This is a genomic window from Rhizobium sp. NZLR1 (assembly GCF_017357385.1).
Taxonomy (GTDB): Bacteria; Pseudomonadota; Alphaproteobacteria; order Rhizobiales; family Rhizobiaceae; genus Rhizobium.
Window position 1 is genome coordinate 148,934 of record NZ_CP071632.1, and the last position, 23,452, is coordinate 172,385.

The following is a 23,452-nucleotide window of genomic DNA, read 5'->3' on the forward strand; positions in this document are numbered from 1 at the left end:
TCGCGTGCGGGTCTGGTAGAAAATGCCCGGATGGGAAAATTATCACCCCTCTTGGTTAAAGACCTCTGAACAAGGCACCACAGCCAGCCATGACAGCGAAGAAAAAACCGAAGGTCTACATCACCCGCAAGCTGCCCGATGCCGTCGAAACCCGGATGCGGGAGCTCTTCGACGCCGAGCTGAACATCGACGACGCGCCGCGTTCCGTTCCCGAGCTTGTCGCCGCGGTCAAGGCCGCCGAGGTGCTGGTGCCGACCGTCACCGATCGCATCGACGCGGCGCTGATCGATCAGGCGGGACCGCAGATGAAGCTGATTGCCAGCTTCTCCAACGGCACCGATCATATCGACGTCGAGGCGGCGGCGCGCAAGGGTATCACCGTCACGAACACCCCGAACGTCCTGACCGAGGATACCGCCGATATGACCATGGCGCTCATCCTCGCGGTTCCGAGACGGCTCGGCGAAGGCGCGCGCGTGCTGACCGACAAGCCGGGCGAATGGGCCGGCTGGTCTCCCACCTGGATGCTCGGCCGGCGCATTCACGGCAAGCGCATCGGCATTGTCGGCATGGGCCGCATCGGCACGGCGGTGGCCCGCCGCGCCAAGGCTTTCGGCCTGTCGATCCATTATCACAACCGCAAACGCGTCAATCCGGCCGTCGAGGACGAATTGGAGGCGACCTATTGGGAAAGCCTCGACCAGATGCTTGCCCGCGTCGACATCGTTTCGGTCAATTGTCCATCGACGCCGGCAACCTTCCACCTGATCTCGGCCCGCCGGCTGGCGCTGCTGCAGCCGACGGCCTATCTCGTCAACACCGCACGCGGCGACGTCGTCGATGAAGCTGCACTGATCAAGTCTCTGAGGGAGGGTCGGATTGCCGGCGCCGGCCTCGACGTCTTCGAAAACGAACCCGCCGTCAATCCGAAGCTCATCAAGCTCGCCAATGAGGGCAAGGTCGTGCTGCTGCCGCATATGAGTTCGGCGACGATCGAAGGCCGCATCGACATGGGCGACAAGGTCATCATCAATATCCGCGCCTTCATCGACGGCCACAGGCCGCCGAACCGGGTGCTGCCCGGCCGCTGAAGGAGGCCGCGTCGAGCTGGATTCAGACGATGCGGATCTGAGGAGCAAGCATTTTGCGCATCTCGACGAATGTCGTTCTGGCAAAGCCGGGATGCGCCTTTTCGGCGGTTCTGGAAAATCCCCAGGCGGCAAAGACGGCGTGATTGTCGGTAAGCTCGATGCGGGTTTCCAGCCGCAAAGCAGGAAGACCGAGCCTTGCGGCCGTCAGTTCGGCAATTGCCAGCAGACGCTTGCCGAGGCCCTTGCCCTGCACCTCAGGCAGAACGGCGAGCTTGCCGACATAGAGGCAATCGGCCTCCGGCCGCAGGAACAGGCAGCCGATCAATTTGTCGCCGTCGATGGCGACATGGCCGATCTCTGCATCGGCCTTTTCCGCCAGCGACCCCGCCGTCAGCGCGAGCGCCGAGGAAGGCGGATCAATCCTGCCGTTCATCGAAGCGAAGGAGGCGAGGATGAGTGCGAGCAGCTCGTCCCAGCGCGTGAAACGATGATCAAGAGGGATAATCGTCATCCGCCCTGTCTTTCTGTCGTGCGGCGCCGTTTATAGCGCACAGTGTCGAACCGGGCCTTGAGCGCGTCGTAGAGCAGCAGCCGCCCGACCAGCGGCTCCCCGGTGCCGGTGACGAGCTTGATCGCCTCCATCGCCATCATCGTGCCGATGACACCGGTGAGCGCGCCGATGATGCCGGCCTCGGCGCAGGCCGGAATCAGCCCCGCCGGCGGCGCTTCCGGAAAGAGGTCGCGATATCTGGGGTTGGGCGTCCCGTCCTCGGCGCTCTCATAAGGCTTGAGAACCGTCAGCGAGCCATCGAAACGCCCGACGGCGCCGCTGACGAGCGGAATACGTGCTTCCTCCGCCGCATCGGCGGCGGCGTAGCGCGTGTCGAAATTGTCGGAGCCGTCGATCAGCAAATCGAAGCCGGACAATTGCCGGCGGGCAGTTTCCGGGGAAAAGCGTTCCTCGAAGCGGATCAGCCGGACATGCGGATTGAGCCTGGCGATGGCCAAGGCGGCACTTTCCGTCTTCAACTCGCCGATCGTGCCGGAATCATGGATCACCTGGCGCTGCAGGTTCGACAGCGACACCCGGTCGTCGTCGACGATACCGAGTGTGCCGATCCCGGCTGCGGCGAGATATTGCAGCACCGGCGCACCGAGGCCGCCGGCACCGATCACCAGCACACGGGCGGCTTTCAACCGCTGCTGGCCGGCGCCGCCGATCTCGGGGAGCAGGATGTGGCGGTGATAGCGGGCGATTTCGTCCGGGCTGAGCGGTTCCATAGCGCCGATATTATCATGGCGCCCGGCGCTGGGAAAAGCCGCCTCGGTCATTCGAAAGCTTTCCCGTCGGCAACGGTGAAGAACTGAGCCCTGTCGCCGAGCGCCGAAAACATCTCGCGATCCGTTCCGGTCATGAAGGCCTGGCCGCCGAGCCCGTCGATGAGGTCGAACAGCGCGGCGCGGCGGCCCTCGTCGAGGTGTGCGGCGATCTCGTCGAGCAGCAGGATCGGCGCATGATCGGTGAGATTGCCGACGAGGCGCGCATGCGCAAGCACCAGGCCGATAAGCAGCGCTTTCTGCTCGCCGGTGGAACAACGTTCCGCCTCCATCGCTTTTTCGCGGTGGTGCACGATGAGGTCGGCCCGGTGCGGCCCCTCCAGCGTGCGCCCCGCGCCGGCGTCGCGGTAACGGCTCTCCGCCAGCATTGCCGCATAGTCGTCCTCGAGGTCGACCGAGGGCCGCGAAAACTGACCGTCCATGAAGCCTGAGAGCTGCAGCGCTGCCGAGGGGAAGGGTGAACTTTCCGGCCTTTCCTCGATCAGGCGGGTCAGCAGGCCGAGCATCTCCTGTCGGGCGAGCGCCATGGCGATGCCGAGGCTGGCCATTTGTTGTTCGATACCGGCGAGCCAGGAGGGGTCGAAACGGCCTTCATCCAGCAATTTGTTGCGGCTGCGCATGGCACGCTCGAAATCGCTGGCGCGGCGGCCATGGGCGGGATCGAGCGATAGCACCAGCCGGTCGAGAAAGCGGCGCCGGTCGGAGGAGGCGCCGGTAAAGAGGCCGTCCATCGCCGGTGTTAGCCAGAGAAGGCGCAGATGGTCAGTCAGTTCATCGGCGGTCTTGGCGGGGGTGCCGTTGATCCGCAGTCTGCGCGAGGTGGTTTCCTCGCTTGTTTCGATGCCGGTGCCGATCTCGACTTCGCCTTCCATGCCGTCGAGCGCGGCGAAGATCGAAAAACCGCCGGCTGCACCGACACGGGTAATGTCGCCATAGGCGGCGCGGCGCAGACCGCGGCCAGGCGAAAGCAGCGAGACTGCCTCCATGAGATTGGTCTTGCCAGCGCCATTGTCCCCCGTCAGCACGGCGTGCCGACCGTCAAGGGCAAGGGACGCCGCCGCATAGTTGCGGAAATCTGTCAGCTTCAGACGGGAAAGAGCAACCTTGTGCGGCATCGAATGTCCGGAATCGTGAAGCGTGACAGCTAAGCCTAAGCGGCGTTGATGGCAAGGCTCGCAGCTTCGTCGCCGCGGAACGTTGTCGCTACTGTCGATCGGTGCGCGATAAGCTCCGAGCACGACGCTAGGCGGGTTCAACTCTCGCTAAAAATACAACCTTTGGAGGAGGCGCCAACGTTGCCGAGGCAGTATGGGCGACGGCATCTTTCAGTCCCTTCGAACCCCGGATATTCGGGGTTTCGCCACAATTACCTCAGGCGGCTGACGTGACGTAAGGCACAAAAAAGCAAGTTGAAGTTTGCAACTGCAGGGTTGAGTTATCCTGCAAAAACGATATGGTAAACGAACGGTTTATGTATCAGAGAGTGATGAAGTGCCAGATCCGGTTGATATTATCGTTGGTCGCAACGTAAGGCAGTTTCGCGCCCTTCGCCGTGTTTCCCAGCTCGAGCTTGGCGAAGCACTCGGACTGACTTTCCAGCAGATCCAGAAATACGAAAAGGGGACGAACCGCGTTTCCGCCAGCAAGCTGCATCAGATCGCGGTTTTTCTTGATGTTGAGATATCTGCTCTTTTCGAGGGAGCCGGCATATCGCAATTCGGCAGCCGCATCGAACTCAGCCCCGACGCCTATGCGCTGGCGCTGAGCTACGACAGACTGAGCTCGCCGGCAGGCAAGGAAGCGGTCAAGACCATCGTCACCCTGATGACTGGCCAAGCGGTCGAAACCGCCGCCTGATTCACCGAGCGCCACGCAAAGCATGACCTGCCCGGATCCGGATGATATCTGGACACATATAGCCGTGCGGCAATTTGGGGAGGCGACGTGCATCAAGACGAAGACCGGACGCATGTCTGTTGATTGAGATTCTACGTCGCGCGTTTTAGTGAATGTCGCATTCGTGCAGCGCCATCAGCAGATCGTCCTGCGTCTGGTGGCCGGCATGATAGAGGTCGATCGCGATGCTGGCGACGGAAAGCCCCTGCTGGCTGCGAAGCTTGATGTTGCGCTCGGCGCACCATGTGTAGAGGGCGCCGGCGAGAACGTCGACGTCGTCGGACTGGGAGGAAAAGGCTGGCGCCATGGCAGATACCCTTGGTTTAATTGTTCCCGGTAGAGCGCCGCGTATCGAAAATCGATTTTGATTTTCGGGTTATGCGCTGACGGCAGAGACTGAATTCATTTGGAAAACTTGCAAGCGACATCACGTGGCTGCGTTAACGCAAGTCGTGTTCCGGCGCGCGGCCGTGTCGATCTGGGACAAGGCGGCGGAGATGCACGGCAAATGTCTCAAATCGGGATCTGCTGAACGAAAGCCGGAGGCGTTTCCGTCCCCGGCCTTGGAAATGGTGATGTCGATTGCGGCCAAAGCCCGTCGTCAAATTTGATTCATCCGACGCGCTTTAGGCTTTTGTTTTTAGGCATGTCGTTATCCCGGAACTGCCGCACACTTCCTGATGACATGCATTAGCCCTCGAAGAATTCCTTCATCCGGGCGAAGAAGCCGGTCGATTCGGGATTGTTCTCCTTCGAGGAAAGCTGCTCGAATTCCTGCAGCAGTTCGCGCTGGCGCTTGGTGAGCTTTTGCGGCGTCTCGATCTGGATCTGGATGTAGAGGTCGCCCGACTGCGCCGAACGCAGCACCGGCATGCCCTTGCTCTTCAGGCGGAACTGTTTGCCGGCCTGCGTGCCCTCGGGCACGCTGACGCGCGACTTGGTGCCGTCGAGCGTCGCCACGTCGAAAGTTCCGCCGAGAGCGGCCGTCGTCATCGAGATCGGAACGGCGCAATAGAGATCGGCTCCGTCGCGCTGATAGAACTCATGCGGTTTGACGGACAGGAAGATATAGAGGTCGCCTGCCGGCCCGCCGCGGGCGCCGGCTTCACCCTCGCCCTGCAGGCGGATGCGTGTACCGTCTTCGATGCCGGCCGGAATATTGACCGAGAGCGAACGCTCTTCCGTCACCCGGCCCTGGCCGTGGCATTTCGGGCAGGGATCGGGAATGATCTGGCCGCGGCCGTGGCAGGTCGGGCAGGTCCGCTCGATCGAGAAGAAGCCCTGTGCGGCGCGCACGCGCCCGCTTCCCTGGCAGGTGCCGCAATTCTTCGGCTGCGTGCCGGGCTTGGCACCCGAACCCGAACAGACGTCGCAGGTGATCGAGGTGGGAACGCGGATCTGCGCCGTCTTGCCGGCGAACGATTCTTCCAGCGTTATTTCCATGTTGTAGCGGAGATCGGCGCCGCGTTCGCGGCCGCCCGACGAGCGCTGGCGCGCACGCCCTCCGCCCATCATCTCGCCGAAGATATCCTCGAAGATGTCGGAGAAGCCGCCGCCGGCAAATCCGCCGCCCCCGCCGCCCATGCCGCCATGCTCGAAGGCCGCGTGGCCATAACGATCATAGGCCGCCCGCTTCTGCGGGTCCTTGAGCATCTCGTAGGCTTCGTTGATTTCCTTGAACTTGCGTTCGGCGTCCTTGTCATCCGGGTTCTTGTCCGGATGGAATTTCATCGCCAGTTTGCGGAAGGCGCTCTTCAGCTCTTTCTCGTCCGCCGTCTTGGCTACACCCAGAGTTTCGTAATAGTCCGCTTTTGCCATTAAGAATTAAACCCCGGAAATGGATTTTCCGGCTGCCATGGTGAGCAGCCGGATCAGATGTTGAAGCATAACCACGCCGTCGCGGATTACGCGGACTTCTTGCGGTCGTCGTCCTTGATTTCCTCGTAGTCGGCATCGACGACATTGTCGCCGCCTTCCGCAGAGGCATCGCCGGCAGCGCCGCCTTCGGCCTGCTGCGCTTCATAAATCGCCTGGCCGAGCTTCATCGACACTTCCATCAGCGTCTGGGTCTTCGCCTTGATGTCGTCGGCATCCGGCTCGGATGCTTCCGAAGCCGTCTTCAGCGCGGCGATTGCATCCGAGATCGCGGTGCGGTCGGCCTCGGAAACCTTGTCGCCATAATCCTTCAACGACTTTTCCGTGGAATGGATCAGGCTTTCGGCCTGGTTCCGGGCTTCGACGGACTCGCGACGCTTCTTGTCCTCGGTGGCATGGGCTTCGGCATCCTTCACCATCTTCTCGATGTCGGCGTCGGAAAGTCCGCCGGAAGCCTGGATGCGGATCTGCTGTTCCTTGCTGGTGCCCTTGTCCTTGGCCGAAACCTGCACGATGCCGTTGGCGTCGATGTCGAAGGTGACTTCGATCTGCGGCATGCCGCGCGGCGACGGCGGCAGGCCGACGAGGTCGAACTGGCCGAGCAGCTTGTTGTCGGCAGCCATTTCACGCTCGCCCTGCGAAACGCGGATGGTAACGGCCTGCTGGTTGTCTTCGGCTGTCGAGAAGGTCTGGCTCTTCTTCGTCGGGATCGTCGTGTTGCGTTCGATCAGGCGGGTGAAGACACCACCGAGTGTCTCGATGCCAAGCGACAGCGGCGTCACGTCGAGAAGCAGCACGTCCTTGACGTCGCCCTGCAGAACGCCGGCCTGGATGGCGGCACCGAGGGCCACCACTTCATCCGGGTTGACGCCCTTGTGCGGCTCCTTGCCGAACAGCTGCTTGACGACTTCCTGTACCTTCGGCATGCGGCTCATGCCGCCGACGAGAACCACTTCGTCGATTTCGGCGGCGGTGACGCCGGCATCCTTGAGCGCTGCCTTGGCCGGCGCGATCGTGCGCTGAACCAGATCGTCGACCAAGCTCTCGAGCTTGGCGCGGGTCAGCTTCAGCGTCAGATGCTTCGGGCCGGAGGCATCGGCCGTGATGAACGGCAGGTTGATTTCGGTCTGCTGCGAGGACGAAAGCTCGATCTTCGCCTTCTCCGCAGCTTCCTTGAGGCGCTGCAGGGCAAGCTTGTCGTTCTTCAGGTCGATGCCGTTGTCCCGCTTGAATTCGCCGACGAGATATTCGACGAGGCGCATGTCGAAGTCTTCACCGCCGAGGAACGTATCGCCGTTGGTGGACTTCACTTCGAAGACGCCGTCGCCGATCTCGAGGATGGAGATATCGAAGGTACCGCCACCAAGGTCGTAGACGGCAATCGTCTTGCCTTCTTTTTTGTCGAGGCCGTAGGCGAGTGCGGCAGCGGTCGGCTCGTTGATGATACGCAGAACTTCAAGACCGGCGATGCGGCCGGCATCCTTGGTTGCCTGTCGCTGCGCGTCGTTGAAATAGGCGGGAACAGTGATGACGGCCTTCTCGACCTTTTCGCCGAGATAGGATTCGGCAGTTTCCTTCATCTTCTGAAGGATCATCGCGGAAATCTGTGCGGGCGAGTAGCCCTTGCCATTGGCTTCGACCCAGGCGTCGCCATTGTCACCCTTGACGATGGTAAAGGGAACGAGGTGCTTGTCCTTCTCGACGGTCGGGTCCTCATAGCGGCGGCCGATCAGGCGCTTGACCGCAAAGAGTGTGTTCGTCGGGTTGGTGACCGCCTGGCGCTTGGCCGGCTGCCCGACGAGGCGTTCGCTATCCTCGGAAAATGCCACCATGGAAGGGGTCGTGCGTGCACCTTCCGCATTCTCGATAACCTTCGCGTCCTTGCCGTCCATGACTGCGACGCAGGAATTCGTCGTTCCAAGGTCGATACCAATTACTTTTGCCATGTCATTCTCTCCTTGAAGCAAGCTGTCGGAACCCCGAGAAGGCATTTCCCTGACAGCCCCTTACGGGATGGGTCTACTTGATTACGCAATCGTGATTGCGGTGATGCGGCGTATATAAGGAGCGGTTTTCTGGACTGCAAGGCGAGAAATCGCCCGGAATCCAGCAAAACGAATGTGTTGCATTCATTTTTTACAGTCACCGGGAAGGAGGTCGCCCCATGTCCGGAAAGCCGCCGATTTCTGATGCCTGTCGTCCTCACGTGTGAAGCGGTTCCGGAATAACGGCGTGCATCAAAACAAAGACCAAAGTGCGTCGCTGAACCAATTCCGACGCAACGCGCTTCTGAGCATCGGGCCCGCGCCGTGCATGCAGCAAAACTCTCACTGGCCCATGATCAGATCGAGCAGCGTCGTGCGCCGCGGCTGGACGGTAGAGGTTGTCTGTGGCGCCCCGACATCGCCGGGTGGAACCATGCCCTCGTAGCCAGAACCGCCGCCTCCGGCAATGTCTCCAGGCGGAACCGGGCCGTTGCCGGAGGTCGCCGCCTGCTGTCGGGCAGGCGCTTGCGGATAGCGATTTGCATTGTCGTTGCCGCCGAAGACGCCGGAAATGATCCCACCGATCGTCGAAGGCGACGCTTCGGCCGTCATCGGTTGCCCGCTTCCAGATTGTCCAGCCCCGGGTGCTGTCTGCGCCATCGGCTGACCATTGTTCGGATCGGCGATCAATTGGCCGTTGCCGAAGAGCGGCGCTGGCGAAAGTCCCTTGTGGGCGGCGACCATGAATTCCTTCCAGGCCTTGGCGGGCAAGCCGCCGCCGGTCACCTTCTTCATCGGCTTGCCGTCATCATTGCCGAACCAGACCCCCGTGGTGAGGTTGCTGGTGAAGCCGACGAAGAGCGCGTCGCGCGAATTCTGCGTCGTGCCGGTCTTTCCTGCCGCCTGCCAGCCGGGGATCTTGGCGCTCTTGCCGGTGCCGTTGTCGATGACGCCCATCATCATCGCATCCATTTCGGCGACGATCTGCTCGGACAGCACACGTGGCGGGCTGTCATAGGTATTTTCGTAGAGAACCTTGCCTTCGGCGGTCGTCACCCGGCGGATGACGTGCGGCGTCGCCTTGTAGCCGCCATTCATGAAGGCGGCATAGGAGGCGGTGAGTTCCATCAGCGACACTTCTGAAGTGCCGAGCGCGATCGAGGCGTTCGGTTGCAGCTCGCTTTCGATGCCGAGCCGGTGGGCAAGCTTGATCACCTGATCCGGCCCGTCATACATTACCAGCTGGGCGGCCACGGTGTTCAGCGACTTGGCAAGTGCGGTAGCCAGCGTCACTTCGCCATTGTATTTCTTCTCGTAATTTTCGGGCGTCCAGTCGCCGATCCGGATCGGCGCGTCATTGAACACCGAATAGGGCGTCAGCCCCTTCTCCAGGGCGGCAGCATAGACGAAGGGCTTGAACGAGGAGCCCGGCTGGCGCTTGGCCTTGACGGCGCGGTTGAACTGGCTCGTCGCATAGTCTCTGCCGCCGACGAGCGCCCGGATCGCACCGGTGCCGTCGATCGACACGAGGGCCGCCTGCGAAGCGTCGAGCTTCCCGCCCTCCTTGTCGAGCACGTCGACCAGCGATTGCTCGGCCTTCTTTTCCAGCGACTTGTCGATGGTCGTATCGACGATGACGTCTTCCTTGACGTCGCCGATCAGGCCCGGCAGTTCGTCCATCACCATGTCGGCGACGTAGTGTCCGGCCCCTGACCAATAGCTCTTGGCCGAAGCCGGGGTCTGCGACATCGCGGTCTTGACTTCGGAATCGGTAATGAAGCCCTGCTCGCGCATTGCCGCAAGCACGAGTTGGGCGCGCGCATTCGCGGCTTCCGGGTCGCGGGCCGGCGAAAGTCGCGACGGCGCCTTGAGCAGGCCGGCCAGCACCGCGGCCTCGCCGAGGTTCACGTCACGCGCCGATTTATTGAAATAACGGCGTGAGGCCGCTTCGACGCCATAGGCGTTCGATCCGAAGAACACCCGGTTGAGATACATCGCAAGGATCTGGTCCTTGGTGTATTTCTGCTCCAGCCAGAGCGAGAGCAGCACCTCCTGCACCTTGCGTTCCAGCGTCCTTTCGGGGGAGAGGAAGAGGTTCTTGGCAAGCTGCTGTGTCAGCGTCGAGCCACCCTGCACCATGTGGCCAGCCGTAAAATTGGTCACGATCGCCCTGCCGAGGCCGAGCGGATCGACGCCGAAATGCGAATAGAAACGCCGATCCTCGATGGCGATGACGGCTTCCGGAATATAGGGCGACATGTTTTCGAGCGACAGCGCTTCGCCGCCGGTGGCGCCGCGATTGGCGATGACGCTGCCGTCGACGGCGGTGATCTTGACGTTCGGCGGCCGTTCCGGGATCGCCCATGTGCTGGCGCTCGGCATGCGCGAGCCATAATAGACGACAAGCCCGGCAACGCCGATGCCGGCCCAGATGAACAGCACGACGCACCAGTAGATCACGCGGCGCAGGAAGCCGAAAAAGCCGCCGCCTTCGCGCTCCCGCGGCTCGCGCCGCCGCCGAGGGACGGCACGTTGCGGCGGCGGTTTTGAGCCGCCGCGCCGCGGGGATCGGCTTCCGGCAATGCGATCGTCGGCATCGAGCGAAAATGCGTCATCGTCGCGTGCCGGGCGGCCGTTGAAGGACGGTTCGATTCTGTCGCCTGATCTGCTTCTGCCTGCCATCGCCGACCGGTCACACCCCATGTTCGATCGCGAAGCGTGACTTCGCACAACGGCACTCTTCCACAGCGCCGCGCGTCTTCTCAGACGCGCAAAGGATGCTGTAGCACTTTGAATGGCTGCATAATTCTATCCCCAAATCGGTTCCGATTTAGGGAATCATGCAACGGGCGCCGTGATCATCCGACTGAACTGTAAATGCGGCGATTTAACGGGGTATTAATTATGGAAAGCAAAGCAGATCGCGCCAAAAAGCGCGTCGCGTCATTCCTGCTTTATATGCGATGCGCTCTATCCCAAAACCGCTGCGCACTTTTGGGCGACATGCGTTGGCGCTCAGAACTGGCGGGCCTCGTAATCGTCGAGCGTTTCCGGGTCCTGCTTATATTCCCACTCGCCGAGATGAAAGCGGCGCCAGATCTGGCCGGAAGGGTTGAGGTTCGCCCCATCGGTAAGTCGCACAGGAAGGAGTGGGTTGTGTTTATGCCATACGGTAACGTCTATCGCGGCTGCCCGAGCGCCGAAAAGCCCTAGGAAAGCCAAGTAGTCTTGCGTCATCAGGGTCCAGCCTCGAACGGATCGAAATCGATCCGCAACGTCTCAAAACTGCAACAAAGAATCCCGCAAGACAAGAGCATCAAGCGTGCTCTCAGATCAATTTGTCGGTGGCCTGTTGCAGGCATGGATGCCAGTCATGGCGACTGTCAAAAATCTCACTCTCGACGGGACGGAGCAAAGCCGCCGGATGATCTTTATCGGCGTGACGCCGAAATGCGCGCGCTGCGTTCGCCGCACATCTTCTGTCTGCTGGTCGGAACCAATTGGCGCCGCGATTGTTTAGGGAAAAGCGGGACAACCCCTCACGTCCCGCGCATGATCGGCCGTCTCCCCTCAACACGCGCCGATCGACATCAGGCCCGGTGCATCCCTCTCGGGAGCGCCGGGCTTTTTCTTGCGTACCCGCCGGTGCCCGGGAAAACCTCGAAAGGGACGGCGCTGCGGCCGCCCCTTTGGATCTCATTGGTCGCAGGAGGGATCGCCGGGCCGGCAATCAAAATCCCTGCCATTGGGTCTGCGATCTCCATCTCTCCGGTCGCCCCGTCGATTGTCGTCGCGCCCATCCTGATTGCCATTTCGATTGCGCCAGTCTCTATCGCCGTCCCGGTTGCGATCCCCGTCGCGCCATTTCCGATCGCGATCCCGGTTGTCTCGATCCCGGTTGTCGCGATCCCGAATGTCGCGATCTCGATTGTCGCGGTAATAGTCGTCCGGGCCGCGACTCCAGCGGTCCCGCTCGCGATAGAAATCGCGGTTGCGGTAGTAGCGATCCCAGTAATTGTCGACGCTGAAGCGGATGACCGGGATGCCGAGCGGACGGTAATATTGCGGACCGACAAAGATACGGCGCTGCTGGTAGAGAGCCTGCACATATTGGCCGGATACCCAGCCGCGGCCGCCGTAGAACTCCACATCGCACCAGTTGACGTCGGAAAGGCACCCGCGGATCTCGACGGAAGAACCGGCGGGTATCACCGCGACTGCGGGGTATCGGGTGCTCGGACCGGCGCGCATGTTGACGTTCGCCGTCGAATAGCCCTCGGCAGCCTGCGCCATGACAGGCGCCAGCATGAAGAGACCAGCCGCGGCGATTTTAGCAAACAGATTTTTCACGCTTTTCTCACTCCTCATAGGCGCATTTTGGGGCTGCGCCCGGCTGCACTTGCCTGGCATCTGCCGTCTGAAAGGAAAGGTGGAACGACCGCCCCGCACTTGCGAGAGCGTTATTATTCACTTTGTCTTTCAATGGCTTATAGTGGTCCGTGATGAACGTAGCTTGAACGGGGAATTTCTATCGATGTGGCGCAGTGCTTCCGACAACCTGGCGATCGCGTGCGCCGTTAACGATCCGTTAACCTTTCGGAGGCAGTCTGGCTGCCATACCCGCTTCTCATTGACCACGGATGAACTGGCACTGAGCGAGTGGATGACGAAAGGCCGGTTTTAACCGGCCTTTTTGTTATTGCGTTTCCTTCAGGCGGCGAGCGCCTGGAGAATCCGGACCCATGAACGGATACCCTTGTGGTAGGAGACGAGCTCGTATTTCTCGTTCGGCGAATGGATGCGGTCATCGCTGAGGCCGAAGCCGACAAGCAGCGATTCCATGCCGAGCATCTTCTGAAAGTCGCCGACGATCGGGATCGAGCCGCCCATGCCGATGACGATGGCGGGTTTCGGCCACTCGTCGGAAAGCGCGGTCTTCGCCTTGGTCAGAACGGGCGAATCATAGGAGAGATGAATAGCCGGCGAACCGCCATGCGGATGGAACTCGACCGAGCAATCGGCGGGAATCTTCGAGGTGACATAGCTGCGGAAAGCCTCGCGGATGGCGGCCGGATCCTGCGTGCCGACGAGGCGGAACGAAACCTTCGCCGAAGCCTTGGCGGCGATCACTGTCTTGAAGCCTTCGCCGGTATATCCGCCCCAGATGCCGTTGATTTCGGCGGTCGGCCGCGCCCAGGTGAGTTCGAGCACCGAACGGCCCTTTTCGCCCGAGGGAACGGAAAGGCCGACTTCGCCGAGAAAGCTCTCCGCGGTCTTGCCCAGCGTCTCCCATGACGCCTTGATGTTCTCAGGGGTTTCCTCGACGCCGTCGTAGAAGCCGTCGAGCGTGATGCGGCCGGTTTCGTCATGCAGGCCGGCGAGAGCCTCGACGAGAATATGGATCGGGTTGGCGGCAGCGCCTCCGAAGAGACCGGAATGCAGGTCGCGGTCGGCGGCCGTCACGGTTACTTCTTCGCCGACAAGGCCGCGCAGCGCGGCGGCGATCGCCGGCGTGTCGCGATCCCACATGCCGGTATCGCAGACCAGCGCACAGTCGGCCTTAAGCTCGGCGGCATTGGCTTCGAGGAAAGGCTTCAGCGACGGCGAACCGGATTCTTCCTCGCCCTCGAAGAGAATGGTGACGCGGCAGGGAAGTGCGCCGTGGATCTCCTTATAGGCGCGGCAGGCCTCGAGGAAAGTCATCAACTGGCCCTTGTCGTCGGACGTGCCGCGGCCGGTCAGGATCTTGCGGCCGTCGCCGACATCCTTGATCGATGGTTCGAAGGGGTCGTTTTCCCAGAGCTCGATCGGATCGACCGGCTGAACGTCGTAATGGCCATAGAACAGAACGTGCGGCGCATCGGTGGACGCGCCGGCATGATGGGCGACCACCATCGGATGGCCAGGTGTGTCGCGCACCGAGGCTTCGAAGCCGAGCGTCTGGAGATATGCGACAAGCCATTCGGCGGCCTTGCGGCATTCGGCTTTGTAGGCGGGATCGGTGGAAATCGACTGGATGCGCAGCAGTTCGAACAATTTTTCGAGGCTTGATGAAAGGTTCTGATCCGCGCGCGAAAGCACCGGTTGTATATCGGTCATTTTCGACTCCTTTTCGAAATTTGGCCGGACGATAGACCAAACCAGGAAAGCAGGCGAGGCGGAAAACGTAAAAATCAGGCGGGAGGCGCAAGAGTGCTGAAGCGACGTGGATCGGTCTTATGGAGGGCCGTTTCACGATAATAAAGAAAGACCTAATTCAATTTACAGTTAATTAGCACAACCTAAATAGCATCGGCCAAAACCAGCTGTTCGGGGGCGCAGATGTTTTCGGTCATTGCATGTATTCGCGACAATCACGATTGGCGGCTAGTCGTGGCGGCGGCCGCGGTCTGCCTGGTTGGCGTCATGGCGGCGATGCTGCTGTATTCCCGTGCCCAGGACTGCGACGCCGGACGCCGCAAGCTCTGGATCGGCGCGTCGGGCTTTGCCTTCGGCACCGGCGTATGGGCAACGCATTTCATCGCGATGCTCGCTTATGATGGCGGCACGCCAATCAGCTACGCGCTCGACCTGACGCTGCTTTCCTTTCTCCTGTCGGTGGTCGGCTCATGGGTGGCGATCCTCGCCGCTTCGCAACGTGACGGAAGATTTTCCTCTATCCGCGGCGGCGTTCTGATGGCCCTCGGCATCGCTTCCATGCACCTGACCGGCATGCAGGCGATCGAGGCGCAGGCTGTTATCCTCTACGATCCTCTGATGACACTGACGGCGGTCCTTGCCGGAATGCTTCTGTCGAGCGCCGCTTTCCATATCTTTTTCAGTCTGAAGGGGATGAGGCGTCTCCTCACCTCATCGCTGGTGTTCGTCCTCGCCATCTGCACTCTTCACTTCATTTCGATGGGCAGCATTACGCTCGTTCCGGACCCCGGTATGGAGGTTCCCACATCGGTGCTCGACACCAGGGTGCTTGCGGCGATCGTCGTGGTGGCGGCAACGGCTCTTATCCTGGTCGCACTTGCCGTGGTCTTCGTCCAAAGCCATCTGACGGATCTGCGCGGGCTTGCCAATGCCTCGCAGGAGGGGTTGCTGATCCTGCGCGAAGGCCGGATCATCGATGCCAACGAACGATTCCAGGCCTTATCAGGCTGGAAGCTTGCCGATCTCTCGGGTAAGGTCCCCTCGGATGTGCTGACGGTCGTTCAGGGACCTCGGGAGAACCGGCCCGGCGAGACGCTGCTAAACACCCGCGCCGGCCGAGAGATTGCCGTAGAAGCGACCTCCAGCAAGATCGTTTATCGTGGCCGCAATTGCGAGGTGCTGGCGGTGCGCGATCTCACCGAGCGCAAGCAGGCCGAGGAGATGATCGAGCATCTCGCCCATCACGACGTGCTCACCGATCTGCCGAACAGGTCGCTGTTCGACACCCGCATCCGGCAGGCGCTGCAGGTGGCGGAGCGAAAGAACACCGAGGTGGCGCTGTTCTGTCTCGACCTCGATCGATTCAAGGCCGTCAATGACATCTTCGGCCACGCCGAAGGCGACCGCATTCTCCGCAAGGTTGCCTCTATCCTGCGCCGGGTGGCCGGTGAGAGCGATACGATCGCCCGGCTCGGCGGCGACGAATTCGCCATCATCCAATCCGCTGGGCAGCAGCCGGCGTCGGCGCAAAAGCTTGCGGCTGATATCATCGACGAATTCGCCGCCGAGATGGACACGGCCCGTGACCCCACAGCCGTCGGCGTCAGCCTCGGCATCGCGCTCTATCCAAGAGATGGGCGCACGGCCGAAGAACTCTGCAACAATGCCGATACCGCACTCTACCGCGTCAAGCATGATGGTCGCGGCCGGGCTTGTTTCTTCGACGCGGAGATGGACGAAGCGGCGCGGAACCGCCGCCAGATCGAAAGCGACCTGCGCCATGCAATCATCCGCAATCAACTCCATGTCAACTATCAGCCGATCCTCAATGCACAGAGCGGCGAGATCAGCGGCTACGAGGCCTTGATGCGCTGGCACCGGCCGGGCCACGGCATGACCGAGCCCGACATTTTCATCCCCGTCGCCGAGGAAAGCGGTTCGATCGTTCAGCTCGGCGAATGGATATTGCGGCAGGCCTGCATGGAGGCCGCGCGCTGGCCGCAGCCGCTGACGATTGCAGTCAATGTTTCACCGGTGCAGTTCATGCTGCCCAACCTGTGCGAGCGGATCGAGGCGGTGCTTGCCGAGACCGGGCTCGCACCCGATCGGCTGGAGCTTGAGATCACCGAGGCAGCGCTGATCCGCGATCGCGACCGGGTGATGGCAATGCTGCAGCGCCTGCGGAGGTTGGGGGTGCACATTGTCATGGACGATTTCGGCACCGGTTACTCTTCGCTCTCGAACCTGCGCTCGTTTCCCTTCGACAAGATCAAGGTCGACCGCAGCTTCACCGGCGTGCTGGAGCATGACGCGGCGGCGCGATCGATCGTGCGCGCTATCATCGGTCTCGGCCACAGCCTCGGCATGCCCGTCGTCACCGAGGGTGTGGAAACGGAGATGCAGCGCCAGATCGTCGTCGAGGAAGGTTGCGCACAGGTGCAGGGCCTGTTGCTCGGCAAGCCGGATATCGAGCCGAGCTTGAAGCTAGCCGTCGGTAAAAACGTCCGGCAGGCCGGACCCGGCATGCCGCCGCGACGGCGCACACGCCTTGTCAACGAATAATCTCAGCAAATAATCCCGGTCAGAGCGCCTTGGCGTTTTCCAGAAGCCGGCGGATATATTCAAGTGTCAGCTCGCGCTCGAAAACCCGAAAACCTTTAAACAGCGCAAGGTCGGCCTCACGCGCGGTCTCGATCGCCTCGGCCTCCATGGCGCTGGCCTTCGGCGTCAGGAAGAGCAGTTGCGCCCGCTTATCGGATGGATGCGGCCGGCGTTCGATCAACCCGTCGCGGACCATGCGCGAAAGCGTGTTGGCCATGGTCGCCTGCTCGATATCGACCCGCTCGAGAAGCTGTTTCTGGGTCAGCCCGTCTTCGGCCCAGAGTTCCAGCAGAATGGGGAACTGGCCCGGAGAAAAACCGAGCCCGACCGCGCGCTGGTGCAGCGAGCGGGCAAAACCCTTCGCCAGCTGGCTGGCAAGGTAGGCTCCCGAATCCATGCGGTTAAATCCCATGATTGCAAGTTAGGCTCAAAACCATGCTGGAGACAATGCAGCAAATCGCATGCGATGCTTCAAAATATGCAAGCGACGATGATAATTTCGAGTGCCCAGGAAAAACAAAAGTCGCCATGGCCTGGAGGTTGGCCATGGCGACCTTAAAGTGGGGACAAAGGCCCGGAGAGGGGGATAAGGCCTTTGTCCAAGCCTGACGCGGCGGGGGACAAGCCGGTAGTCAGACCCGCGGCGCGATCAAGCGCCGGTGACATGGATTTGTGCCTGTGAATGTGGTTTTTCAAGGGAGGGCGACCGTTACAAATCGGTAACAGTTTGGTGAGCGGAATCTCCGCTGCACAATTCCTCGATTCGGAATGCGGTTTAAGGAAAAAATTATGCGTCCATTCAAAGTGCGACAGCGTCCTTTGCGCCTCTGAATAGAGGTGCGTAACCCTTTTCGCGCGCCGAACTTTATATAGACCTCGTCCCGTGCCCGCGCTATCCATGCACCCATGAAAAAAGGCGATCACCTCTTCCTAATCGATGGTTCCGGATTCATCTTCCGGGCGTTTCATGCACTGCCACCGCTGACCCGCAAGACCGATGGCCTGCCGATCGGCGCCGTTTCCGGTTTCTGCAACATGCTGTGGAAGTTGTTGAGGGATGCGCGCAATACCGATGTCGGCGTGACGCCGACACACCTTGCAGTCATCTTCGATTATTCCGCCAAGACGTTTCGCAAGGATCTTTACGACGCATATAAGGCGAACCGGTCCGCCCCGCCGGAGGAGCTCATCCCGCAATTTGGCCTGATCCGCCAAGCCACCCGCGCCTTCAACCTGCCCTGCATCGAGACCGAAGGTTTTGAGGCCGACGATATCATCGCCACTTACGCCCGCCAGGCTGAGGCATCCGGCGCCGATGTCACCATCGTCTCCTCCGACAAGGACCTGATGCAGCTCGTCAGTCCCAATGTCCATATGTATGACAGCATGAAGGACAAGCAGATCGGCATTCCTGACGTCATCGAGAAATGGGGCGTGCCGCCAGAAAAGATGATCGATCTGCAGGCGATGACCGGTGATTCCGTCGACAATGTTCCCGGAATTCCCGGCATCGGCCCGAAAACCGCCGCCCAGCTTCTTGAGGAATACGGCGATCTCGACACGCTGCTCGAACGCGCCACCGAGATCAAGCAGGTCAAGCGCCGCGAGACGATCCTCGCCAATATCGATATGGCGAGGCTCTCGCGCGACCTCGTGCGGCTGCGCACCGATGTGCCGCTCGATCTCGATCTCGACGCGCTGGTGCTGGAGCCGCAGAACGGCCCGAAGCTGATAGGCTTCCTCAAGACCATGGAATTCACGACGCTGACGCGCCGCGTCGCCGAAGTCTGCGATTGCGATGCGAACGCCATCGAACCGGCGATCGTCAACGTCGAATGGGGTAAGGCTGCCCACGGCCCCGATCTCGATGCGGCCGAGCCGGCCCCCGTTGCCGGCGGCATCCCCGAGGTTTCCGGCGAATCGGTGCCGGTGCCAGCCCGTGCGAAGGCAAAGACCGCCGTCGAAGGCGCCTTCTCACCCGCCGATCTTGCCAAGGCGCGCGCCGACGCCTTTGCGACGCTGCCCTTCGATCATTCGGCCTATGTGACGATCCGCGATCTGGCGACGCTCGACCGGTGGATCGCCGATGCGCGCGATACCGGCCTCGTTGCTTTCGATACCGAGACCACCTCGCTCGATGCGATGCAGGCCGAGCTTGTCGGCTTTTCGCTGGCGATCGCCGACAATGTGGCCGATCCCACCGGCACCAAGATCCGCGCCGCCTATGTGCCGCTCACCCACAAGAACGGCGTCGGCGATCTGCTCGGCGGCGGCCTTGTCGAAAACCAGGTCGCCATGCGCGATGCCTTGCCGCGGCTGAAGGCATTGCTGGAGGACGGGGCGGTTCTCAAGGTCGCGCAGAACCTGAAATACGACTATCTGCTGTTGAAGCGCTACGGCATCGAGACCAGGAGTTTCGACGACACGATGTTGATCTCCTACGTGCTCGACGCCGGCACCGGCGCCCATGGCATGGACCCGCTCTCGGAAAAATTCCTCGGTCATACCCCGATCCCCTACAAGGACGTGGCCGGCAGCGGCAAAGCGAATGTCACCTTCGATCTCGTCGATATCGATCGCGCCACCCATTATGCGGCCGAGGATGCCGACGTGACGCTGCGCCTCTGGCTGGTGCTGAAGCCACGGCTGGCGGCGGCAGGACTGACCAGCGTTTATGAACGGCTGGAGCGGCCGCTGCTGCCGGTGCTGGCGCGCATGGAAGCGCGCGGCATCACCGTCGACCGGCAGATCCTGTCGCGCCTGTCCGGCGAGCTGGCCCAGGGCGCCGCCAGGCTGGAAGACGAGATTTATGTGCTGGCCGGCGAGCGCTTCAATATCGGCTCGCCGAAGCAGCTGGGCGACATCCTGTTCGGCAAGATGGGCCTTGCCGGCGGCAGCAAGACCAAAACCGGGCAATGGTCCACCTCCGCGCAGGTGCTCGAGGATTTGGCCGCCGCCGGTTTCGAGCTGCCGCGCAAAATCGTCGACTGGCGCCAGGTCACCAAGCTGAAGTCCACTTATACCGACGCGCTCCCGGGCTATGTCCACGCAGAAACCAAACGGGTCCACACCTCCTATTCGCTGGCATCGACGACGACGGGACGCCTGTCCTCCTCCGAGCCGAACCTGCAGAACATTCCGGTGCGCACCGCCGAAGGCCGCAAGATCCGCACCGCCTTCATCTCGACACTTGGCCACAAGCTGATTTCTGCCGACTACAGCCAGATCGAATTGCGCGTGCTTGCCCATGTGGCCGAGATCCCGCAGCTGACCAAGGCCTTCGAGGATGGCGTCGACATTCACGCGATGACCGCGTCGGAAATGTTCGGTGTGCCGGTCGAGGGCATGCCGGGCGAGGTGCGTCGCCGCGCCAAGGCGATCAATTTCGGCATCATCTACGGCATCTCGGCCTTCGGCCTCGCCAATCAGCTATCGATAGAGCGTTCGGAAGCCGGCGACTACATCAAGAAGTATTTCGAGCGTTTCCCGGGCATCCGCGACTATATGGAAAGCCGAAAGGCCATGGCGCGCGACAAGGGTTATGTCGAGACGATCTTCGGGCGGCGAATCAACTATCCCGAAATCCGCTCTTCCAACCCGTCGGTACGCGCCTTCAACGAGCGTGCGGCGATCAACGCGCCGATCCAGGGCTCGGCTGCCGACGTCATTCGCCGGGCGATGATCAAGATGGAGCCGGCGCTGGCTGAAGTCGGCCTTGGCGATCGCGTCCGCATGCTGCTGCAGGTGCATGACGAACTCATCTTCGAAGTCGAGGACGAGGATGTCGAAAAGGCGATGCCGATCATCGTCTCGGTCATGGAAAACGCCACCATGCCGGCGCTCGAAATGCGCGTGCCGCTGAGGGTCGATGCGCGCGCTGCCAGCAATTGGGACGAGGCGCATTGATCCATGTCGCCCAAATGTGTGCATCTTGGGTAAACGACATGCAGAAAACGAGGGCCTGATAGGCTCCGCATCATCAGAGTCGATGCGCCGCACTTCGGGTCCTCACAAAATTGGCAAAGATTTTTCCGCTTAACTCAACTCACTGAAATCGCAGCGATTTAGCGACGGGAGCCGTATCAGAACGATACGGCGGGAAGGAACTTATTAACCTTCCTTTTCTATCCCGGTAGGGTCGCAATTTGTTAGGCATGAGTGAGTAGCGGACGCATGCGTTTTCCCAGAACCAATTTGACGGACGCCGGGGACTTTTCCAGCGAGATTGAAACCGAGCTTCCGGAGATAAATCCCGGAGAAAAGCCGGCGGCACCGATCTGGCAGAGCAATTTTTCTCTCGCGCCGAATGTCCGTTTCACCCGCACGCCGGAAACGCTGATCAGCAAGCGGCGGGCGCCGAATGAGCTTGTTCGGGATGATTCGCAGATTGGACAGCAGGCGATACGCATCGAGCCGGTCGCCGTCGACGTGCCGTTCGATGCCTATCTGCCGGAGCCCTACGAACTTTCCGCAGCACCGCACGTGATCGAACTGCAACCGTCACCCTTGCCCGAAGGGCCCGCCGCGCCTGCCTTCCGCGCCAGTGCCGAGCTTTCTTCCATTTCGGATTTCGCCTTCTGGGAAGTCATGGCCTTCGAAGAAGGTGAGCCGGTTCGCGCGCCTGCCTTGATCTCGTTCCCGAAGGTCGAGACTGCGCCCGAATCGATCACGTCGCTGTTCCGCATCATGGAATGGCGCCCCGGCCGGCCGGCCCCCGCGCCCGTCGCCTCCCGCCCGGTTCAGCCGCCCGCCGCGGTCTCCGCAAAGCTCGCCGTCCGCCCTCCGGCCGCAATATCCCTGGAACGGCTCCGGCGCATTCCTGTCGAGGCACCGGTCGTACCTTCCCCCCAGGCTGCGCCAGCCCCTCAGATTGCGCCAGCTCCTCAAGTCGCGTTGGCGCCTGAGGCTGCGCCGACACCCCGTTCTACGCCGCCCGTCGCCGCGGTCCTGCCCTCGCCGCGTCGTGTGACAAGACCCGAAAAGATCGACGCATCCGGCTATGAGTTTCCGCCGCGTGCCCTCCTGCAGGAACCGCCGGAACGCCTCGGCGAGATCATGTCGCAGGAGACGCTGGAGCAGAATGCCGGGCTTCTGGAAAGTGTACTCGAGGACTTCGGCATCAAGGGTGAAATCATCCATGTCCGCCCCGGCCCAGTCGTCACGCTTTATGAATTCGAGCCGGCGCCGGGCGTGAAATCGTCGCGCGTCATCGGTCTTGCCGACGATATCGCCCGCTCGATGTCGGCGCTCTCGGCCCGTGTCGCCGTCGTCCCCGGCCGCAACGTCATCGGCATCGAATTGCCGAACGTCACTCGTGAAACCGTCTATTTCCGCGAGATGATCGAAAGCCAGGATTTCGAGAAGAGCGGCTACAAGCTGGCGCTCGGTCTCGGCAAGACCATCGGCGGCGAGCCGGTTATTGCCGAACTCGCCAAGATGCCGCATTTGCTCGTCGCCGGCACTACCGGCTCCGGCAAGTCGGTCGCCATCAACACGATGATCCTGTCGCTGCTCTACCGCCTGACGCCGGAACAGTGCCGGCTGATCATGGTCGACCCGAAGATGCTCGAACTTTCCGTCTATGACGGCATCCCGCATCTTCTGACGCCTGTCGTCACCGATCCGAAGAAGGCGGTGATGGCGATGAAATGGGCCGTGCGCGAAATGGAGGAGCGTTATCGCAAGATGTCGCGCCTCGGCGTCCGCAATATCGACGGATATAACGAGCGCGTGGCGCAGGCCCGCGACAAGGGCGAGACGATCCATGTCATGGTCCAGGTCGGCTTCGACAAGGGCACCGGCGTCCCGATCGAGGAAAGCCAGGCGCTCGACCTGACGCCGATGCCCTATATCGTCGTCATCGTCGATGAAATGGCCGACCTGATGATGGTCGCCGGCAAGGAGATCGAAGGTGCGATCCAGCGCCTCGCCCAGATGGCCCGCGCCGCCGGCATCCATCTGATCATGGCGACGCAGCGCCCATCGGTCGACGTCATCACCGGTACGATCAAGGCGAACTTCCCGACCCGCATCTCCTTCCAGGTGACCTCGAAAATCGACAGCCGCACCATCCTCGGTGAACAGGGCGCCGAGCAGCTCCTCGGCCAGGGCGACATGCTGCATATGCAGGGCGGCGGCCGGATTTCCCGCGTCCACGGTCCCTTCGTCTCTGACGTCGAGGTTGAAAAGGTCGTTGCCCATCTGAAAACCCAGGGCCGCCCCGAATATCTCGACACCGTCACCGCCGACGAAGAGGAAGAAACGGAAGAGGAAGAAGCCGGCGCCGTCTTCGACAAGAGCGCCATGGCCTCCGAGGATGGCAACGAGCTATACGAACAGGCGGTGAAGGTCGTCCTGCGCGACAAGAAGTGCTCGACCTCCTACATCCAGCGCCGCCTCGGCATCGGCTATAACAGAGCCGCCTCATTGGTGGAGCGCATGGAGAAGGAAGGTCTGGTCGGCCCGGCCAACCATGTCGGCAAGCGCGAGATCGTTTCCGGGCGGGGTGACGGCGACTAATCAGGCGCG

The 23,452-nt window shown here is 61.5% G+C and carries 16 protein-coding genes; 5 read left to right on the plus strand and 11 right to left on the minus strand.

The window, feature by feature from the left end:
• Window positions 1-89: 89 nt before the first annotated feature.
• Window positions 90-1,091 carry a D-glycerate dehydrogenase gene (locus tag J3O30_RS00715; RefSeq protein ID WP_207582426.1) on the plus strand — a complete coding sequence of 334 codons (1,002 nt, stop codon included), beginning with the start codon at window positions 90-92 and terminating at the stop codon, window positions 1,089-1,091.
• Window positions 1,092-1,113: 22 nt separating this feature from the next.
• Here the strand turns inward: J3O30_RS00715 and J3O30_RS00720 are convergent, their stop codons facing one another.
• The 3 genes from J3O30_RS00720 to recF are packed head-to-tail and all read right to left on the minus strand — an operon-like array spanning window position 1,114 to window position 3,544.
• Window positions 1,114-1,602, minus strand: coding sequence for a GNAT family N-acetyltransferase (locus J3O30_RS00720; RefSeq protein WP_207582427.1), 489 nt, complete (start codon window positions 1,600-1,602; stop codon window positions 1,114-1,116).
• Window positions 1,599-2,423 (minus strand): molybdopterin-synthase adenylyltransferase MoeB, encoded by an 825-nt coding sequence (locus J3O30_RS00725; protein ID WP_207582428.1) that lies wholly within the window; start codon window positions 2,421-2,423, stop codon window positions 1,599-1,601. Before J3O30_RS00725 ends, J3O30_RS00720 begins: the two co-directional genes overlap by 4 nt.
• Window positions 2,420-3,544: a DNA replication/repair protein RecF gene (recF, locus tag J3O30_RS00730; protein ID WP_207582429.1), complete on the minus strand. Its 1,125-nt coding sequence runs from the start codon at window positions 3,542-3,544 to the stop codon at window positions 2,420-2,422. The genes J3O30_RS00725 and recF overlap by 4 nt, the downstream gene beginning before the upstream one ends.
• Window positions 3,545-3,920: 376 nt before the next feature.
• Here recF and J3O30_RS00735 point away from each other — a divergent pair, with 376 nt between their 5' ends.
• Window positions 3,921-4,286, plus strand: coding sequence for a helix-turn-helix transcriptional regulator (locus tag J3O30_RS00735; protein ID WP_207582430.1), 366 nt, complete (start codon window positions 3,921-3,923; stop codon window positions 4,284-4,286).
• Between the two features lie 145 nt (window positions 4,287-4,431).
• Here J3O30_RS00735 and J3O30_RS00740 read toward each other — a convergent pair whose 3' ends face one another.
• The 7 genes from J3O30_RS00740 to J3O30_RS00770 all read right to left on the minus strand — a co-directional run bounded on the left by J3O30_RS00740 (window position 4,432) and on the right by J3O30_RS00770 (window position 14,284).
• Window positions 4,432-4,632, minus strand: coding sequence for a hypothetical protein (locus J3O30_RS00740; RefSeq protein WP_007634143.1), 201 nt, complete (start codon window positions 4,630-4,632; stop codon window positions 4,432-4,434).
• A 383-nt stretch (window positions 4,633-5,015) separates the two neighbouring features.
• Window positions 5,016-6,143 carry a molecular chaperone DnaJ gene (gene dnaJ / locus J3O30_RS00745; protein WP_207582431.1) on the minus strand — a complete coding sequence of 376 codons (1,128 nt, stop codon included), beginning with the start codon at window positions 6,141-6,143 and terminating at the stop codon, window positions 5,016-5,018.
• A gap of 86 nt (window positions 6,144-6,229) precedes the next feature.
• Complete coding sequence (gene dnaK, locus J3O30_RS00750; RefSeq protein ID WP_007634141.1) at window positions 6,230-8,146, minus strand: molecular chaperone DnaK; 1,917 nt, start codon at window positions 8,144-8,146, stop codon at window positions 6,230-6,232.
• 381 nt (window positions 8,147-8,527) lie between these two features.
• Window positions 8,528-10,867: a transglycosylase domain-containing protein gene (locus tag J3O30_RS00755; RefSeq protein ID WP_207582432.1), complete on the minus strand. Its 2,340-nt coding sequence runs from the start codon at window positions 10,865-10,867 to the stop codon at window positions 8,528-8,530.
• 333 nt (window positions 10,868-11,200) lie between these two features.
• Window positions 11,201-11,422, minus strand: a complete 222-nt coding sequence (locus tag J3O30_RS00760; RefSeq protein ID WP_164006054.1) for a hypothetical protein — start codon at window positions 11,420-11,422, stop codon at window positions 11,201-11,203.
• 459 nt (window positions 11,423-11,881) lie between these two features.
• Window positions 11,882-12,535 carry an SH3 domain-containing protein gene (locus J3O30_RS00765; RefSeq protein ID WP_207582433.1) on the minus strand — a complete coding sequence of 218 codons (654 nt, stop codon included), beginning with the start codon at window positions 12,533-12,535 and terminating at the stop codon, window positions 11,882-11,884.
• Window positions 12,536-12,895: 360 nt separating this feature from the next.
• On the minus strand, window positions 12,896-14,284 hold the full coding sequence (locus J3O30_RS00770; RefSeq protein ID WP_207582434.1) for a dipeptidase: 1,389 nt from the start codon (window positions 14,282-14,284) through the stop codon (window positions 12,896-12,898).
• Window positions 14,285-14,506: 222 nt separating this feature from the next.
• Here J3O30_RS00770 and J3O30_RS00775 point away from each other — a divergent pair, with 222 nt between their 5' ends.
• On the plus strand, window positions 14,507-16,885 hold the full coding sequence (locus J3O30_RS00775; RefSeq protein WP_207582435.1) for an EAL domain-containing protein: 2,379 nt from the start codon (window positions 14,507-14,509) through the stop codon (window positions 16,883-16,885).
• 19 nt (window positions 16,886-16,904) lie between these two features.
• On the opposite strand, the gene J3O30_RS00780 is transcribed toward J3O30_RS00775, so the two are convergent.
• Window positions 16,905-17,321 carry a MarR family transcriptional regulator gene (locus tag J3O30_RS00780; protein WP_164006058.1) on the minus strand — a complete coding sequence of 139 codons (417 nt, stop codon included), beginning with the start codon at window positions 17,319-17,321 and terminating at the stop codon, window positions 16,905-16,907.
• Window positions 17,322-17,830: 509 nt separating this feature from the next.
• On the opposite strand from J3O30_RS00780, the gene polA reads away from it, so the two are divergent.
• Window positions 17,831-20,830, plus strand: a complete 3,000-nt coding sequence (polA, locus tag J3O30_RS00785; RefSeq protein WP_207582436.1) for a DNA polymerase I — start codon at window positions 17,831-17,833, stop codon at window positions 20,828-20,830.
• Between the two features lie 267 nt (window positions 20,831-21,097).
• A complete protein-coding gene (locus tag J3O30_RS00790; protein WP_207582437.1) occupies window positions 21,098-23,443 on the plus strand; it encodes a DNA translocase FtsK in 2,346 nt (781 codons plus the stop codon).
• The last annotated feature ends 9 nt before the right edge of the window (window positions 23,444-23,452 follow it).

Excerpts from the sequence above, each read along its gene's own strand:
- J3O30_RS00775 (WP_207582435.1), top strand. The coding sequence starts at position 14,507 with ATGTTTTCGGTCATTGCATGTATTCGCGACAATCACGATTGGCGGCTA.
- J3O30_RS00720 (WP_207582427.1), bottom strand. The coding sequence starts at position 1,602 with ATGACGATTATCCCTCTTGATCATCGTTTCACGCGCTGGGACGAGCTG.
- dnaK (WP_007634141.1), bottom strand. The coding sequence starts at position 8,146 with ATGGCAAAAGTAATTGGTATCGACCTTGGAACGACGAATTCCTGCGTC.
- J3O30_RS00770 (WP_207582434.1), bottom strand. The coding sequence starts at position 14,284 with ATGACCGATATACAACCGGTGCTTTCGCGCGCGGATCAGAACCTTTCA.
- J3O30_RS00790 (WP_207582437.1), top strand. The coding sequence starts at position 21,098 with ATGCGTTTTCCCAGAACCAATTTGACGGACGCCGGGGACTTTTCCAGC.
- J3O30_RS00755 (WP_207582432.1), bottom strand. The coding sequence starts at position 10,867 with ATGGCAGGCAGAAGCAGATCAGGCGACAGAATCGAACCGTCCTTCAAC.
- J3O30_RS00715 (WP_207582426.1), top strand. The coding sequence starts at position 90 with ATGACAGCGAAGAAAAAACCGAAGGTCTACATCACCCGCAAGCTGCCC.
- J3O30_RS00725 (WP_207582428.1), bottom strand. The coding sequence starts at position 2,423 with ATGACCGAGGCGGCTTTTCCCAGCGCCGGGCGCCATGATAATATCGGC.
- J3O30_RS00780 (WP_164006058.1), bottom strand. The coding sequence starts at position 17,321 with ATGGATTCGGGAGCCTACCTTGCCAGCCAGCTGGCGAAGGGTTTTGCC.
- J3O30_RS00740 (WP_007634143.1), bottom strand. The coding sequence starts at position 4,632 with ATGGCGCCAGCCTTTTCCTCCCAGTCCGACGACGTCGACGTTCTCGCC.
- recF (WP_207582429.1), bottom strand. The coding sequence starts at position 3,544 with ATGCCGCACAAGGTTGCTCTTTCCCGTCTGAAGCTGACAGATTTCCGC.
- J3O30_RS00760 (WP_164006054.1), bottom strand. The coding sequence starts at position 11,422 with ATGACGCAAGACTACTTGGCTTTCCTAGGGCTTTTCGGCGCTCGGGCA.
- dnaJ (WP_207582431.1), bottom strand. The coding sequence starts at position 6,143 with ATGGCAAAAGCGGACTATTACGAAACTCTGGGTGTAGCCAAGACGGCG.
- polA (WP_207582436.1), top strand. The coding sequence starts at position 17,831 with ATGAAAAAAGGCGATCACCTCTTCCTAATCGATGGTTCCGGATTCATC.